Raw genomic sequence first — 14,080 nt, 5'->3', positions numbered from 1 at the left:
GACACAGCATGAACATCGCACTTATCGGCGCCAGCGGTTTTGTTGGCCAGGCCCTGCTGCAAGAACTGCTCGCCCGTGGCCACCAGGTCACGGCACTGGTGAGCCGCCCGGAACGTATTACCGCTGCGGCCAACCTTACCGTGAAAGCCAGCAACGCTTACGATGCCGACGCCATCGCCCGCGACGTAGCAGGCCACGATGCGGTGATCAGCGCCTTTAACCCGGGCTGGGACAAAGCCGATATCCGTAGCCTGTTCCTGCAAGGCCACGACGCCATCGTGGCGGGCACCAAGGCCGCCGGCGTGGCACGCTTTATCGAGGTAGGCGGTGCCGGCAGCCTGTACGTGGCACCGGGCCTGCAGCTGATCGATACCCCGCACTTCCCCGCCGACTACAAAGAAGGCGCCGAGGGTGCCCGCCAGGCACTGAACCGCCTGCAAGACGAAAGCGTGCTGGACTGGGTATTCGTATCGCCCCCCGCGCTGCTGGCCCCGGGTGAGCGCAGTGGCCAATACCAGCTGGGCGCCAACGAACTGCTGATGGACGGCGACGCCCCGGCCGGCATCAGCGTGGCAGACCTGGCGGTCGCCATCGTGGACGAAGCCGAACAGGCCCGCCACCACCGCCAGCGCTTTACCGTAGCCGCCGCCAAATGAAACATTGGCTGACCGCAACGCTGCTGGCTGCCGGCCTGGCTATTAGCACCCTGCCTGCACTGGCAGGCCCGCGCGAGGACGCCAACAAGGCCCTGGTACTGGCTTTTTACGACGCCGCCTTCAGCAAGCTGGATGCCGAACAGGCAGCCACGTATCTGGCACCCGGCTATATCCAGCACAACCCGGAAGTCGCCAACGGTGTAGCGCCGCTGCAAGACTACGTGCGCTGGATTCGCGCCAATACGCCGCAAAGCCGCGCCAGCATCAAGCGTGTGCTGGCCGATGGCGACCTGGTGATGCTGCACGTGCACAGCCAGGACAAACCCGGCGAGCGCGGTGTGGCGGTGGTGGATATCTTTCGCGTGGCCAATGGCAAGATTGCCGAGCACTGGGACGTGATCCAGCCGGTACCCGCGCAGGATGCTAACGGCAACGGCATGTTCTAGCCCGCCAGCAAAACACCCGTCACGCCGCCCTGCTTGCCCCGCGCAAGGGGCGGCGTTTTGCTGCGTTTGCACATCGATAAATACCCGCCACGCATTGACACCAGCGCGTCAGGTCTTCTAGATTCTGCAAGCCACGCGCGACACGGCAGGGGCCCGCCCCGCCGCACCGCGCCGCACACACAGGAGAGACTGCCCACGCGGCAGCGCCGAAGGGGAATCGCCCCAGAAACTCTCAGGCAAAAGAACTGTGTGTGTCCGGCACTCTGGAGAGAAGGTTGGCCGCAACGCCGCCTCGCCGAAGGACACACGGTGCGCCCGCACCGCAATATCTCAGGCAAAAGGACAGAGGGGGCATCGTCCGGCATGGCCGGGCGGGTGCCATCGCCTGCGTCCCAGCCATGCCCTGCCCGCCCATGCCGCCACGCGGCACCCTGGGCACCCCGCCAAAGAGCCATGCACACGGCTGCAGCAGCAGCCAGACACGCCATGGAGAGAGATATGTTTACGCAAGACATGCAGATTGCCGGTTTCGACGACGCCCTGTGGGCCGCCATCCAGGCCGAAACCCGGCGCCAGCAAGACCACATCGAGCTGATTGCCTCGGAAAACTACACCAGCCCGCGCGTGATGCAGGCCCAGGGCACCCAGCTCACCAACAAGTACGCCGAAGGCTACCCCGGCAAACGCTATTACGGCGGCTGCGAGCATGTGGACGTGGTAGAGCAGCTGGCCATCGACCGCGCCTGCCAGCTGTTTGGTGCGCACTATGCCAACGTGCAGCCACACTCCGGCAGCCAGGCCAACGCCGCCGTATACATGGCGCTGCTGCAGCCGGGCGACACCATCCTGGGCATGAGCCTGGCCCACGGCGGCCACCTGACCCACGGCGCCGGCGTCAATTTCTCCGGCAAGATCTACAAAGCCGTGCAGTACGGCATCGACACCGGCACCGGTGCGATTGATTACGACGAAGTGCAACGGCTGGCCATCGAACACCAACCCAAGATGCTAGTAGCCGGTTTCTCTGCCTACTCGCTGGTGGTGGACTGGGCGCGCATGCGCCAGATTGCCGACAGCGTGGGCGCCTGGCTGTTCGTGGACATGGCGCACGTCGCCGGCCTGGTGGCCGCCGGGCTCTACCCCAGCCCGCTGCCGCACGCCCACGTGGTCACCACCACCACGCACAAAACCCTGCGCGGCCCGCGCGGCGGCCTGATTCTGGCGGCCAACCCGGACGAAACCCTGGTGAAGAAGCTGCAGTCGCTGGTGTTCCCCGGCATCCAGGGCGGCCCACTGATGCACGTGATCGCCGCCAAGGCAGTGGCGTTTCTGGAAGCGCTGCAGCCCGAATTCAAAACCTACCAGCAGCAAGTGCTGGATAATGCCCGCGCCATGGTGGCGGTGTTTCAGCAGCGCGGCTATACCGTGGTATCGGGCAAAACCGACGACCACCTGTTCTTGCTGAGCCTGATCGACAAAGGCATCACCGGCAAGGCCGCCGACGCGGCACTGGGGGCAGCCTGCATTACCGTCAACAAGAACGCGGTGCCGAACGACCCGCAAAGCCCGTTTGTGACCAGCGGCATCCGCATCGGCACCCCGGCCATCACCAGCCGTGGTTTCGGTGTCGCCGAGGCGAGCCAGGTAGCGCACTGGGTCTGCGATATCCTGAACGATATCGATAATGCAGAGGTCGCCGCCCGCGTACGCCGCCAGGTGGCCGAGCTGTGCGCGGCCTTCCCGGTTTACCGCTAACGCAGGCGCCAGCTGCACTGCAGCATCGGTAGTGCACACAGCGGCGGCATTGCTCAGTACAATGCCGCCGCTGCCCGGGCAGCACCCACACACCACGGCCCACACGGCCAGACAAACAACACCCGAGGCGCCACCCGCGCCCGCACCATAAAAAGAGAAGCAGCATGGCTATCAGCGTATTCGACCTGTTCAAGATCGGCATCGGCCCGTCCAGCTCCCACACCGTCGGCCCCATGCGTGCCGCACGCCAGTTTGTGGCGCGGCTGGAAAAAGACGGCCTGCTCGCCGCCACCGCCAGCGTGAAGGCCGAGATGTTCGGCTCGCTGGGTGCCACCGGCAAAGGCCACGGCACCGACACTGCCGTGCTGCTGGGCCTGCAGGGCGAATACCCCGACCTGGTGGACACCGACGCGGTAGACGGCATGCTGGCAGCCATTCGCGCCGACAAAACCATCCGCCTGCTGGGCAGCCACGTGGTGCCCTTCGTCGAGGGCGAGCACCTGATCCTGCACAAACGCAAGGCACTGCCCTACCACCCCAACGGCATGATCTTCGAGGCGTTTGCGGCCAACGGCGACAGCCTGTCCAAGCGTGCCTACTACTCGGTTGGCGGCGGTTTTGTGGTAGATGAAGCGGCCATCGACGCCGGTTTCACCCCGCCGGGCGTCACCGAGCTGAAACACCCGTTCAAGACCGGTGCCGAGCTGCTGGCACTGTGCCAGCGCCACGGTAAATCGATCAGCCAGATCATGCTGGAAAACGAGCTGGCATGGCGCAGCGAAGACGAGGTGCGCGCCGGCCTGCTCAACATCTGGCGCGTGATGCAAGGCTGCGTGAAGCGCGGCTGCGAGCGCGAGGGCATTTTGCCTGGCGGCATGAAGGTAAAACGCCGCGCCGCCGACATGTACCAGAAGCTGCTGGCCTCGCCGGAAGCCGCGCTGCGCGACCCGCTCACCGTGATGGACTGGGTCAACCTGTACGCGCTGGCGGTAAACGAAGAAAACGCCGCCGGAGGCCGCGTGGTCACCGCGCCCACCAACGGCGCGGCCGGCATCATCCCGGCGGTGATGCACTACTACGCCCGTTTTATCCCGGCGGCCAACGACGACGGCATTGTGCGCTTTTTGCTGACCGCTGGCGCCATCGGCATCCTGTTCAAGCTGAATGCATCGATCTCGGGCGCCGAGGTAGGCTGCCAGGGCGAGGTAGGCTCGGCCTGTTCCATGGCTGCGGGCGGCCTGGCCGAAGTGCTGGGCGGCACACCGGAGCAAGTGGAAAACGCTGCCGAGATCGGCATGGAACATAACCTGGGCCTGACCTGCGACCCGGTAGGCGGCCTGGTGCAGGTGCCGTGCATCGAGCGCAACGCCATGGCGTCGATCAAGGCCATCAACGCCGCCCGCATGGCGCTGCGTGGCGACGGCCAGCACTTTGTGTCGCTGGACCGCGTGATCAAGACCATGCGCGACACCGGCCGCGACATGAGCACCAAATACAAGGAAACCGCCCGCGGCGGCCTGGCGATCAATGTGATCGAGGTGCCGGTGAATATTGTGGAGTGCTGACCGCCAGGGTTGGCCGCAACACATGGCACAAGGGCCTGTCCCGCCACATGGCGGGACAGGCCCTTGTCACTTGATCCACGCAGCCCAATCAGACAAAGCGCGCTGGCGAGTACGGCGCAGGGTCGGTAAACGGTTTCTCGCCCAGCATCATCTCGGCCAGCAGGCGCCCCGATACCGGCCCCAGCGTCAGCCCCAGGTGGCTGTGGCCAAAGCTGAACCACAGGCCAGGGTGGCGCGGCGCGGCACCGATCACCGGGCGCATATCCGGCAGGCACGGGCGGCAGCCTACCCACGGCTCGGCATCCACCCGTGCCCCCAGCGGAAACAGGCCCTGCGCCAGCGCTTCGGCCTGCGCAAGCTGGTTTGGCGTGGGCGGTGCATCGCGGCGCGCCAGTTCCACGCCGGTAGCCAGGCGCAGGCCGCGCGCCATCGGCGCCACCAGAAAGCTGTTTTCCATGTCCACCACCGTACGCTGCAGGCCCGGCCCGCTGGCGTGATAGTGCATGTGGTAGCCGCGTTTTACCTGTAGCGGAATACGGTAGCCTAGCGGCGTAAAGACATCGTCCGACCACGGCCCCATGGCGAGCACCACCTCGCGGGCACGTAACACCCCACTATCGGTAAGCACCTGCCAGCCGCTACCCGCTTGGCGTAGGCTCTTCACCGCGCACTGTTTGAGCACCCCGCCCAGCGTCTGAAAAAAGGCAGCGTAGCCGCGCACCAGCGCGCCAGGGTCGCGGATGCTGTGCGGGTCGTGCCAGTGAATCGCCCCGCTAAAGCCCTGCCCCAGCCCCGGCTCGGCCTGGCGTAGCGCTGCGGCGTCCAGCACGGTAAGGCCCAGGCCGTATTCGCGGGCGATACGCTGGGCGTTGGCCGCTTCGTCAAAAAATGTGGCTTCGCCACGCCACGCCTCCAGCAGGCCCTCGCTACGGCGCAGCTCGGTCACCCCCGCAGCGCGGATCCAGGCGTCGTGCTCGGGCAGGCAGGCTTCCAGCAAGGGCAGCATGGCACGGCCTGTGGCCGCCAGCCTGGCCGGAGCCGACTCGCGCCAGTACTGCCACAGCCAGCCGGCGTAGGACGGCAGCGTGGCCGGGTGGTAGCGCACATCGGGCGAGCGGTTGGCCGCCAGGCGCAGCACCGACGATAGCTGGCGCGGAAAACCGTACGGGATCACCGCCGCCCGCTCCAGCAGGCCGGCGTTACCGTGGCTGGTTTCCTCACCCGGGGCGCGCCTGTCCAGCAGCCACACCTGGCGGCCGCGTTGCTGCAAAGCCAGTGCTGCCGATACGCCGACCATGCCGGCACCCAGTACGATTACATCTGCATCCATGCTGCTTGTTGCCTTCCTGCTGCCGCACCTGGGTTGGCCGCGGCGATAATGAACTGGCGGCGGCCAAGCCTGGCGCACCGCCACCCGGCTGACAGCCGGGCGGGTAAAAAACTTATTGGGCGATGATGTCGCGCTTGAAGTACTTCTGCGACAGGCGGCTCAGGGTGCCGTCCTGCTTCAGCGAGCGAATGGCCTTGTCCAGCTCGACTTTCAGCGGATCGCCCTTACGCACGCCCAGGCCGGTGCCCTCGCCCAGCGTGGCAAAGTCGCTCAGTATCTTGCCCTTGAACTCGAATGCCTTGCCCTGTGGCTTGTCCAGAAAGCCTTCCTGCGCATTCTGCCCTTCTTGTACCGAGGCATCCAGGCGGCCTGCCGCCAGGTCCAGGTAGATCTGGCTCTGGTCGCGATAGGCCACCACCTTCACGCCTTCACGTTCCCAGTGCTTGCGCACAAAGTCCTCCTGCGTGGCGCCCTGCAGCACGCCCACGGTCTTGCCTTTCAGCGCGGCCACCGTGGGCAGCAGCGGGCTGTCGCGCCGCGCCACCATCTGGATAGGCACGATGTAGATCGGCATGGTGAAGTCGATGGACTCGCGGCGTTTGGCGGTAATGTTCATGGCCGAGTTGATCACCTCGAACTTGCGCGCTTTCAGGCCGGGGATCAGCCCCTCGAACGAGGTTTCCACATAGCTGCACTTGGCTGCCATGCGTTCGCAGATGGCGTGACCCACATCGATATCGAAACCCACCAGTTTGCCGTCGGGCAGCTTGCTCTCAAACGGTGCGTAAAACGGCTCCAGCCCCATGCGGATGGCCTGGCCACCTGCCAGCGCCGGGCCGGCCAGCAAGGCAATGAGGGGAAGCAGATAGCGGCTAGCTGCGCGTTTTTTGTTCATGATGGTTTCTCCTGGCCTGGTCCGGTATGGCCGCGCCGGCAGGCTGCCGGCAGCGGGTGCGGCACGTGTTGGCCGCTTGCTGGCAAGAATAGATAAAATTTCCATAATGGACAATTTTTTTCTTCGTCGCTAAGCTGTGACCATCGTGACCCCGCAGCCATAAACACCATGCACGCCATCGACCACCACGCCGCCCCGCTCATCCTCAACGCCGACGCCATCCGCCCACACCTGCCCTACCTGCCGGTACGCCAGGTCTTGCAGCAGCTGTTTGCGGCCTTGGGCCAGGGCCAGGCGGTGCAGCCAGCGCAAACGCTCACCCTGTTCCCCGGCGATGCCGGCGATGTAATTACCTACCAGGGCGTGCTGGCCAGCCAGCAGCTGTTTGGCGCCAAACTGTCGCCCTATATCGTGACCGGTAGCAAGCCGCTGGTCACCGCCTGGACCAGCCTGTTTTCGATGCAGACCGGCCAGCCGCTGCTCTTTTGCGACGCCAGCCTGCTCACCGTAGAGCGCACCGCCGGCACTACCGCCCTGGCAGTAGAACAGCTAGCCCGCCCCGATAGCCGCCAACTGGCGCTGATAGGCTGCGGCGCCGTCGGCCAGGCCCACCTGCGCCACGTACTGGCGCTGCGGCCATGGACACGTATCCGCGTATTTTCCCCCGGCCTAGCCGCCGGCAGCGCGCTGCAGGCGCAGCTGCTGGCGATGGACACCCGCATCGAGCTAGCCGCCTCGGCCGACACCGCCGCGGCCGACGCCGACGTGGTGATGCTGTGTACCTCGTCCGGCAGCCCAGTGCTGGATGTAGCCGCGCTAAAAAAACCGGCGCTGATTACCTCGATCAGCACCAATGTGACTCAGGCACACGAGATTGCCCCGGCACAGCTACCGCAGATGGACGTGTACTGCGACCACCGCGCCAGCACCCCCAGCCGCGCCGGCGAGATGGTGTTGGCCGCACGCGACCACCAATGGCAGGCCGACGCTATCCGCGGCGACCTGGCCGAGCTGGCAAACAACCACTGCCCGCGCCCGGACTACCAGCGCCACGTATTCTTCCGCTCCATCGGCATGGGGCTGCAAGACATCGCCATCGCCCACGCTCTACTGCAGCGCGTACAGCAGGCGGCGTAAGCCGGTGGTAAAAGGTTGGCCGCGCTTGTGGCCAACCCCGCGCTGCGGCACTATGCGGGCTCTGCCCGGAACCAATACCCATGAGCCAAGCCGCCCACCCTACCGACCCGCTGCTGTCACGCTACGCCCACCTGGCCGACAGCATCGCCAAACTGTTTTTCCCTTACGCCGAGGTGGTGATCCACGACCTGGCTGAACAGCGCGTGCGCTATCTGGCCAATAATCTGTCGCGGCGCGAAATCGGTGATGAATCCGGGCTGGAAGACATCGAGCGCACCATTGCCGACCGCTTTGTCGGCCCCTACGAAAAGCTGAACTGGGACGGGCGGCGCATGCGCTGCGTCAGCAGCGTGCTGTTCGACGACAACGGGCAGGCGCTAGGCGTGATGTGCATCAACTTCAACATCGCGGTATTCGAAGACATGCACGGCATGCTGGGCATGCTGCTGAAAGGCGCCGGGCTGGTAGAGCAACCGGCCGAGCTGTTCCGTGACGACTGGCAGGAGCGCATCAACACTTTCATGCACGGCTGGCTGCAGCAACGACAGCTGGCGCTGAACGGCCTGGGGCGCGAACAGCGCCGCGAGCTGGTGGCCGCACTGTACGCCGAGGGGGCGTTTCAGGGCAAAAGCGCCACCCACTACATCGCCAATGTACTGGGCCTGGGCCGCGCCACCGTGTACAAGTACCTGAAAGAATTGAAAGAAGGCTAAGCGCCACCGGCAAAATCAAAGGCCAAAGGTTGGCCGCAGGCAGCAAAAAGCCCACCGCACGCGGTGGGCTTTTTATCAGGCGGGATGCGCGCGGCTCAGTCTTCCTTCTGCTGCAAAAACAGCGTCAGCGTCAGCTCACCGTTTTCGCCCTTCACACTGCGTACGTTCTGCAGGCTAAGGTCGGATGGCAGCAGCAGGCTGACACCGTGACCGATGCCCACTTTGCTCCAGCTTTTTTCCAGGCGCTTGGCCACCGACTGCGCCGGCAGCGGCGCGTCGCTTTCCAGCGAGAAACCATAGCTCTCGGCAGCGTTATCGAACAAGCGGCCAACCTCTTCCGACCCGACATAACGCTCGGCCATGCTGCCCATCTGGCGCGGCGACAGCTCGGGCTCGGTTTTGCACAGGTTCATCACTTCGTCCTTGAAGCGCACCTGCTCTTGCGGGTCGTCGATTTCTTCCGAGATCTGCTCCAGCACTTCGGCCACCACCTTGCTGCTGGTGCTGGTATCCGGCACGCGCATGGCCTGCAGGAAGTCGTCCAGCCAGAATTTGGCTTCGTTACCCTGGCGGTCTACTGCGTACAGCAGCGGGCCGTGCTCCAGCAGCAGCGCGCCTTTGTCGATCAGGCGCGGGTTGATGCCGCTGGCGTGGCTGATGTCGAACACCTCGCCGCTTTCCACGATGGTGAGAAAGTCTTCCTGGATTTCGGCCTTGAACAGGCCCAGCGCGCGCACCTCGCGGTCGCCGTCGCTCAGGCCGGAGAACAGGATTACTAGCAGATCGCCAGCCATGATATTGGGGTGCTGCGAGCGGGCGTACAGGTGCTTGGCAATGCGCTGCGACACCTCCAGCAGGTCGGCCTCGCCACGGAAGAACTGGCGGCTGTAGTGGTACAGCTCGTTCAGGTTCAGGTCGCTCTCGTGATAGAACTGGTACTTTTTCTTGTCGGACACAATGCCCTTCAGGTAGCCGTCCAGAATCAGCGCCGACACGCCCTCGTCCACCTGGGTGGCCTTGCCGGACAGCTGCAGCGGCTCGCTGCGGGCCGGGTTACCGACACGGTGTACCACAAGGCGTTCTACGCGGGCTTCGGTGATCTGCATGATGCTTCCTGTTCAGGGCTGAAAAACGGGTGGGGATTATCGCACATCCGGCGGCCTTGGCATCGCCCGGTATGCTGCGCCGCCACGCCTAGTCGTGGCCAAACTGCAGTGCGGCCAACCTGGCGTACAGCGGCGAGCTCAGCAGCAGCTGCTCGTGACGGCCTTCTGCCACGATGCGGCCACCCTCCAGCACGATAATGCGGTCTGCTTGCTTGACGGTAGCCAGGCGGTGGGCGATCACCAGCGTGGTGCGCCCTGCTGCCGCGTGCTCCAGCGCCTGCTGCACCAGCTGTTCCGACTCGGCGTCCAGCGCGCTGGTGGCTTCGTCCAGCAGCAGAATGGGCGGGTTTTTCAGGATGGCACGGGCAATGGCAATACGCTGGCGCTGACCGCCAGACAGGCGTACGCCGCGTTCACCCAGAAAACTGTGGTAGCCCTCGGGCAGCTTGTCGATGAAATCGTGCGCCGCCGCGGCGCGGGCGGCGGCGATTACTTCGGCATCGCTGGCGTCGGAGCGGCCGTAGCGGATATTTTCCAGCGCGCTGGCAGCAAAGATCACCGTGTCCTGCAGCACAATGCCGACATGGCGGCGCAGTGCGGCCGGGTCCAGCTGGTCTATCGGTACGCCATTGAGCAGGATGCGGCCAACTTGCGGGTCGTAAAAGCGCAGCAGCAGCTGGAACAGCGTGGTCTTGCCCGCGCCGGACGGGCCCACCAGCGCCACCTGTTCGCCGGGGCGCACCTGCAGGTTAAGCCCCTGCAGCGACGGCTGCTCGGGGCGAGACGGGTAGGCGAAGGTAACATTGTCCAGCTGCAGGCCCTCGCCTTCTGGCGGCAGCGGCAAGGGCTGTGCGGGCGGCTGCACTGGCGAGCGCTGTGCCAGCAGCGCCAGCAGGCGCTCGGTAGCGCCGGCGGCGCGCTGCAAGTCGCCCCAGACCTCGGCCACGGCGCCAATGGCACCGGCGGTGACCACCGCGTACAGGATGAACTGCGCCAGCTCACCGCTACTCATCTGCCCGGCCAGCACCGCGTGGGCGCCCAGCCACAGCACAAACACGATGGCACCGAACACCAGCAAGATCACCAGGGCAGTGAGCTGGCTGCGCGCCACAATGCGCGCCAGCGCGGTATCAAAGCTGCGCATCACTGATGCATCAAAGCGCGCGACCTCGTGCCCCTCTTGGGCAAAAGCCTGCACCGTCTGTACGGCATTCAGCGCCTCGCCCGCCATGGCACTGGAATCGGCAATACGGTCCTGGCTGGAGCGCGACAGCGCGCGCACGCGGCGGCCGTAGACCAGAATCGGCACCACCACCAGCAGCAGCGTCAGCAAGATATAGCCAGTCAGGCTGGGGCTGGTCACGGCCAGCATCACCAGGCCACCCAGCATCAGCAGCACGTTGCGCAGGCCCATGGACAGGCTGGTACCCACCACGGTTTGCACCAGCGTGGTGTCGGTAGTCAGGCGCGATAGCACCTCGCCGGTTTGCAGGGTCTCGAAGTATTCCGGGCTCATGCCCACCACGTGCCGGTACACCGCGCTGCGCAAGTCTGCGGTAATGCGCTCGCCCAGCCACGACACCAGATAAAAGCGCAGCGCGGTAAACAATGCCAGCACGCTGGCCAGGCCAAACAGCGCCAGAAAGTAGCCGTCTACCGCTTGGCGCTGGCTAAAGGCATGGTCCACCAGGTAGCGAAACGCCACCGGCAGCAGTAGCGTAGCCGCCGCGGCCACCAGCAGCGACAACCCCGCCAGGACAAAACAGCCGCGATAAGGGCGCATGAAAGGCAGCAAACCGCCCAGCGGCGTGAGTTTTTGCAGCAGGCTTGGTTTATTCACCACAGCACCCCAAGAAAGACATAAACCTTGCAGATGGCCGCAAACAGCGGGTATTTCAAGAGCACGGCAACGACACTGCGCCACGGCAACGACGCACGGCATTTATTGCCAATACCGCCCGCCAAGCTAGCCAGCCCTGTCGGCACGGGCCTTACATCAGGCTGGCAATGTGCTGCCGCAGGCACAACAATGTCTCAAGAGCCTACCCGCCACCCCAGGCCGGCACCATAACCATAACGAGACACGCCGCATGCTGATCAACTGCGTGGCCTACCAGAACGGCCAGAAACTGGGCGATATCGCCAGCACCGACATACACGATTACCTGTGCCGGCCAGACTGTTTTGTCTGGGTGGCGCTGAAAGACCCGCTACCCAGCGAAATCAGCCAGCTGGCGCGCGAGTTCGACCTGCACGAGCTGGCCGTAGAAGACGCCCAGCACGGCCACCAGCGCCCCAAGCTGGACGAATACGGCGATATGCTGTTCTGCGTGATGAAAACCCTGCAGCTGGACGACGAGGGCTATCTGAACGAAGGCGAGGTGGATGTATTTGTCGGCGCCAACTACGTACTGTCCATCCGCAACGGCACGCGCAAAGGCTTCCAGAACGTGCGCGAACGCTGCGAACGCGAGCCGCACCTGCTGCAGCACGGCGCCGGCTTTGTGTTTTATGCGCTGATGGATGCGGTGGTCGACCGCTATTTTTCGGTGATGCACCAGCTGGAAGACGAGCTGGAGGCGCTGGAAGAGCGGCTGTTCTCGCGCAACGGGCAGGCGCGGCAAAACATACAAGACCTGTACGCACTAAAGCGCAAGCTGGTGATGGTCAGCCACGCACTGGTGCCGCTGCACGAAGCCACCGCCCGCCTGCACGGTGGGCGCGTGCCGCGGGTGTGCGGCGGCCTGCAAGACTACTATCGCGATGTGGACGACCACCTGGCGCGCATCATCCGCAACCTGGAATCGCAGCGCGACATGCTGGCGACCGCCATTCAGGTGAATCTGGCCATGATTTCGCTGGACGATTCCAGCGTCAGCAAAAAACTGGCCGCGTGGGCCGCACTGTTTGCCGTGCCCACCATGATTGCCGGCATCTACGGCATGAACTTCGAGCATATGCCGGAACTGAAATCGGTCACTGGTTACCCCACAACACTGCTGATCATGGCGGTGCTCGATGGCGTGCTGTGGTGGCGCTTCAAGCAATCGGGCTGGCTGTAGCGTCATCCGCCAACGCATGCGGCCAACTTGTGGTAAGGTTGGCCGCAGCAGCATGGCAAACGGTATCACCATGCAAACAGCCCGCTTTGCTCGACGCGGGCCTGACTGCCATGTTGCTGACAAAACAAAACCCGCGTGCATGGCAAGCGGGCTTTGTTAAAAGCGAAAAGCCCGTGTCTTTCGACACGGGCTTTTCAGTATTCTGGTGGCGGGGGAAGGATTCGAACCTTCGAAGGCAGAGCCGTCAGATTTACAGTCTGATCCCTTTGACCGCTCGGGAACCCCGCCAGAACAGGAAGCGAATTATGTCAACACGCCCCACCTGCGTCAAGCCCCCGATTGCTATTTTTTTGCATTTTTTTCAACAGCCTTTGGCGCAGTATTATTTATCAAATACTTAGCAGATCAGCACAACACCAACACCCGCCCCGCCGTAGTGCACAGCGACATCCGCTTAATCCCAGTAGCCCGGCGTGGCATACACCTCACGCAGGTGGTCGATAAACAGCCGCACCCTGCCCGGCAAGAACTTGCGCTGCGCCACCACGGCATACACCGGGTAGTCTGGCGAGGAAAAGCGGTCCAGCACTGTCACCAACCGGCCTTCGGTAATATCGTCCTTGACCTCCCACATCGAGCGCCACGTCAGGCCCAGCCCCTGCAGCGCCCAGTCGTGCAGCACCGCACCGTCGTTGCACTCCAGCGCGCCGCGCACCTTCAGGTTCACCAGCTCGCCGCCCACCTTGAAGGTCCAGCCACGGCTCTGGCTTTCCCCTAGCGACAGGCAGTCGTGCTGCTCCAGGTCGGCCAGCGCCTTGGGCGTGCCGCGCTGCGCCAGGTAGGCGGGCGCCGCCACTACCACGCGGCGGTTTTCGGCCAGCCGCACGGCGATCAGGCTGGAGTCGGCCAGGTCGGAAATACGGATAGCGCAGTCGATGCGGTCGCGCACCAGGTCGGTCAGGCGGTCTGACAGATCCAGCGTAATGCGAATATCGGGGTGCTGGCGCAAAAAGCTGGCCACATGCGGCGCCACATGGCGGCGGCCAAAGCCGGCAGGCGCCGACAGGCGCAAATGCCCACGGGCACGGGCACTGCCGCTGGCCACGGCCGACTCCGCCTCGGCCAGCTCCCCCAGAATGCGCAGGCAATCCTCGTAAAAAGCCGAGCCCTCCTGGGTTAGCGAAATGCTGCGCGTGGTGCGCACCAAGAGCTTCACGCCCAGACGGTTTTCCAGCGCGTCCAGCCGGCGGCCGATAATGGCCGGCACCACGTCTTCCTGCCTGGCAGCGGCAGAAAGGCTGCCCAGATTCACCACCGAAACAAAGGTTTCCAGCTGCTTTAGCGCGGCCATTAATGCACCAAAAGTAAAAAATGTTATGGCATTTTAGCGCTTTGCGCAGCGCAGCAACATGGCT

At 64.3% G+C, this 14,080-nt stretch carries 12 protein-coding genes, 1 tRNA gene and 2 riboswitches; of the genes, 7 read left to right on the top strand and 6 right to left on the bottom strand.

The features are described 5' to 3' along the window. The first annotated feature begins 8 nt into the window (after nt 1-8). The 4 genes from ACZ9XP_RS04310 (at nt 9) to ACZ9XP_RS04295 (ending at nt 4,422) form a co-directional block, all read left to right on the top strand. Nucleotides 9-656: an NAD(P)H-binding protein gene (locus ACZ9XP_RS04310; RefSeq protein WP_147684847.1), complete on the top strand. Its 648-nt coding sequence runs from the start codon at nt 9-11 to the stop codon at nt 654-656. Further along, the gene (locus ACZ9XP_RS04305; protein ID WP_147684845.1) at nt 653-1,102 is read left to right on the top strand and encodes a nuclear transport factor 2 family protein; all 450 of its coding nucleotides are present in this window, start codon (nt 653-655) and stop codon (nt 1,100-1,102) included. The genes ACZ9XP_RS04310 and ACZ9XP_RS04305 overlap by 4 nt, the downstream gene beginning before the upstream one ends. Before the next feature lie 170 nt (nt 1,103-1,272). Then, nucleotides 1,273-1,360, top strand: a riboswitch (glycine riboswitch). A gap of 1 nt (nt 1,361) precedes the next feature. Beyond that, nucleotides 1,362-1,452, top strand: a riboswitch (glycine riboswitch). 148 nt (nt 1,453-1,600) lie between these two features. After that, nucleotides 1,601-2,857 (top strand): serine hydroxymethyltransferase, encoded by a 1,257-nt coding sequence (glyA, locus tag ACZ9XP_RS04300; RefSeq protein ID WP_147684843.1) that lies wholly within the window; start codon nt 1,601-1,603, stop codon nt 2,855-2,857. Between the two features lie 164 nt (nt 2,858-3,021). Next, on the top strand, nt 3,022-4,422 hold the full coding sequence (locus ACZ9XP_RS04295) for an L-serine ammonia-lyase (RefSeq protein ID WP_147684841.1): 1,401 nt from the start codon (nt 3,022-3,024) through the stop codon (nt 4,420-4,422). 88 nt (nt 4,423-4,510) lie between these two features. Here ACZ9XP_RS04295 and ACZ9XP_RS04290 read toward each other — a convergent pair whose 3' ends face one another. Continuing rightward, nucleotides 4,511-5,752, bottom strand: coding sequence for an NAD(P)/FAD-dependent oxidoreductase (locus ACZ9XP_RS04290; protein WP_465188060.1), 1,242 nt, complete (start codon nt 5,750-5,752; stop codon nt 4,511-4,513). Between the two features lie 112 nt (nt 5,753-5,864). Further along, entirely contained in the window at nt 5,865-6,647 is a 783-nt protein-coding gene (locus ACZ9XP_RS04285) for a transporter substrate-binding domain-containing protein (RefSeq protein WP_147684837.1), read from the bottom strand. A 168-nt stretch (nt 6,648-6,815) separates the two neighbouring features. Between ACZ9XP_RS04285 and ACZ9XP_RS04280 the strand changes: the two genes are divergently transcribed. Then, nucleotides 6,816-7,784 carry an ornithine cyclodeaminase family protein gene (locus ACZ9XP_RS04280; RefSeq protein ID WP_465188059.1) on the top strand — a complete coding sequence of 323 codons (969 nt, stop codon included), beginning with the start codon at nt 6,816-6,818 and terminating at the stop codon, nt 7,782-7,784. 80 nt (nt 7,785-7,864) lie between these two features. Then, a complete protein-coding gene (locus ACZ9XP_RS04275) occupies nt 7,865-8,497 on the top strand; it encodes a PAS domain-containing protein (RefSeq protein WP_147684833.1) in 633 nt (210 codons plus the stop codon). 95 nt (nt 8,498-8,592) lie between these two features. On the opposite strand, the gene ACZ9XP_RS04270 is transcribed toward ACZ9XP_RS04275, so the two are convergent. Both ACZ9XP_RS04270 and ACZ9XP_RS04265 read right to left on the bottom strand, forming a co-directional pair. Then, nucleotides 8,593-9,603, bottom strand: coding sequence for a nucleoid-associated protein (locus ACZ9XP_RS04270; protein WP_147684831.1), 1,011 nt, complete (start codon nt 9,601-9,603; stop codon nt 8,593-8,595). 88 nt (nt 9,604-9,691) lie between these two features. Then, nucleotides 9,692-11,443 carry an ABC transporter transmembrane domain-containing protein gene (locus ACZ9XP_RS04265; RefSeq protein ID WP_465188058.1) on the bottom strand — a complete coding sequence of 584 codons (1,752 nt, stop codon included), beginning with the start codon at nt 11,441-11,443 and terminating at the stop codon, nt 9,692-9,694. A gap of 250 nt (nt 11,444-11,693) precedes the next feature. Between ACZ9XP_RS04265 and corA the strand changes: the two genes are divergently transcribed. Next, entirely contained in the window at nt 11,694-12,665 is a 972-nt protein-coding gene (gene corA, locus ACZ9XP_RS04260; RefSeq protein ID WP_147684826.1) for a magnesium/cobalt transporter CorA, read from the top strand. A gap of 203 nt (nt 12,666-12,868) precedes the next feature. On the opposite strand, the gene ACZ9XP_RS04255 is transcribed toward corA, so the two are convergent. Then, a tRNA-Tyr gene (locus ACZ9XP_RS04255) sits at nt 12,869-12,953 on the bottom strand. A gap of 166 nt (nt 12,954-13,119) precedes the next feature. Further along, the gene (locus ACZ9XP_RS04250; RefSeq protein ID WP_147684824.1) at nt 13,120-14,016 is read right to left on the bottom strand and encodes a LysR family transcriptional regulator; all 897 of its coding nucleotides are present in this window, start codon (nt 14,014-14,016) and stop codon (nt 13,120-13,122) included. Between the last annotated feature and the right edge of the window lie 64 nt (nt 14,017-14,080).

The sequence above is a fragment of the Vogesella perlucida genome, assembly GCF_979366545.1.
The sequence above is the reverse complement of the archived record's forward strand: the minus strand, read 5'-3'. Positions and strand labels throughout refer to the sequence as shown.

Coding starts and splice junctions, on each gene's coding strand:
- ACZ9XP_RS04310 (WP_147684847.1), top strand. CDS start 9: ATGAACATCGCACTTATCGGCGCCAGCGGTTTTGTTGGCCAGGCCCTG.
- ACZ9XP_RS04305 (WP_147684845.1), top strand. CDS start 653: ATGAAACATTGGCTGACCGCAACGCTGCTGGCTGCCGGCCTGGCTATT.
- glyA (WP_147684843.1), top strand. CDS start 1,601: ATGTTTACGCAAGACATGCAGATTGCCGGTTTCGACGACGCCCTGTGG.
- ACZ9XP_RS04295 (WP_147684841.1), top strand. CDS start 3,022: ATGGCTATCAGCGTATTCGACCTGTTCAAGATCGGCATCGGCCCGTCC.
- ACZ9XP_RS04290 (WP_465188060.1), bottom strand. CDS start 5,752: ATGGATGCAGATGTAATCGTACTGGGTGCCGGCATGGTCGGCGTATCG.
- ACZ9XP_RS04285 (WP_147684837.1), bottom strand. CDS start 6,647: ATGAACAAAAAACGCGCAGCTAGCCGCTATCTGCTTCCCCTCATTGCC.
- ACZ9XP_RS04280 (WP_465188059.1), top strand. CDS start 6,816: ATGCACGCCATCGACCACCACGCCGCCCCGCTCATCCTCAACGCCGAC.
- ACZ9XP_RS04275 (WP_147684833.1), top strand. CDS start 7,865: ATGAGCCAAGCCGCCCACCCTACCGACCCGCTGCTGTCACGCTACGCC.
- ACZ9XP_RS04270 (WP_147684831.1), bottom strand. CDS start 9,603: ATGCAGATCACCGAAGCCCGCGTAGAACGCCTTGTGGTACACCGTGTC.
- corA (WP_147684826.1), top strand. CDS start 11,694: ATGCTGATCAACTGCGTGGCCTACCAGAACGGCCAGAAACTGGGCGAT.
- ACZ9XP_RS04250 (WP_147684824.1), bottom strand. CDS start 14,016: ATGGCCGCGCTAAAGCAGCTGGAAACCTTTGTTTCGGTGGTGAATCTG.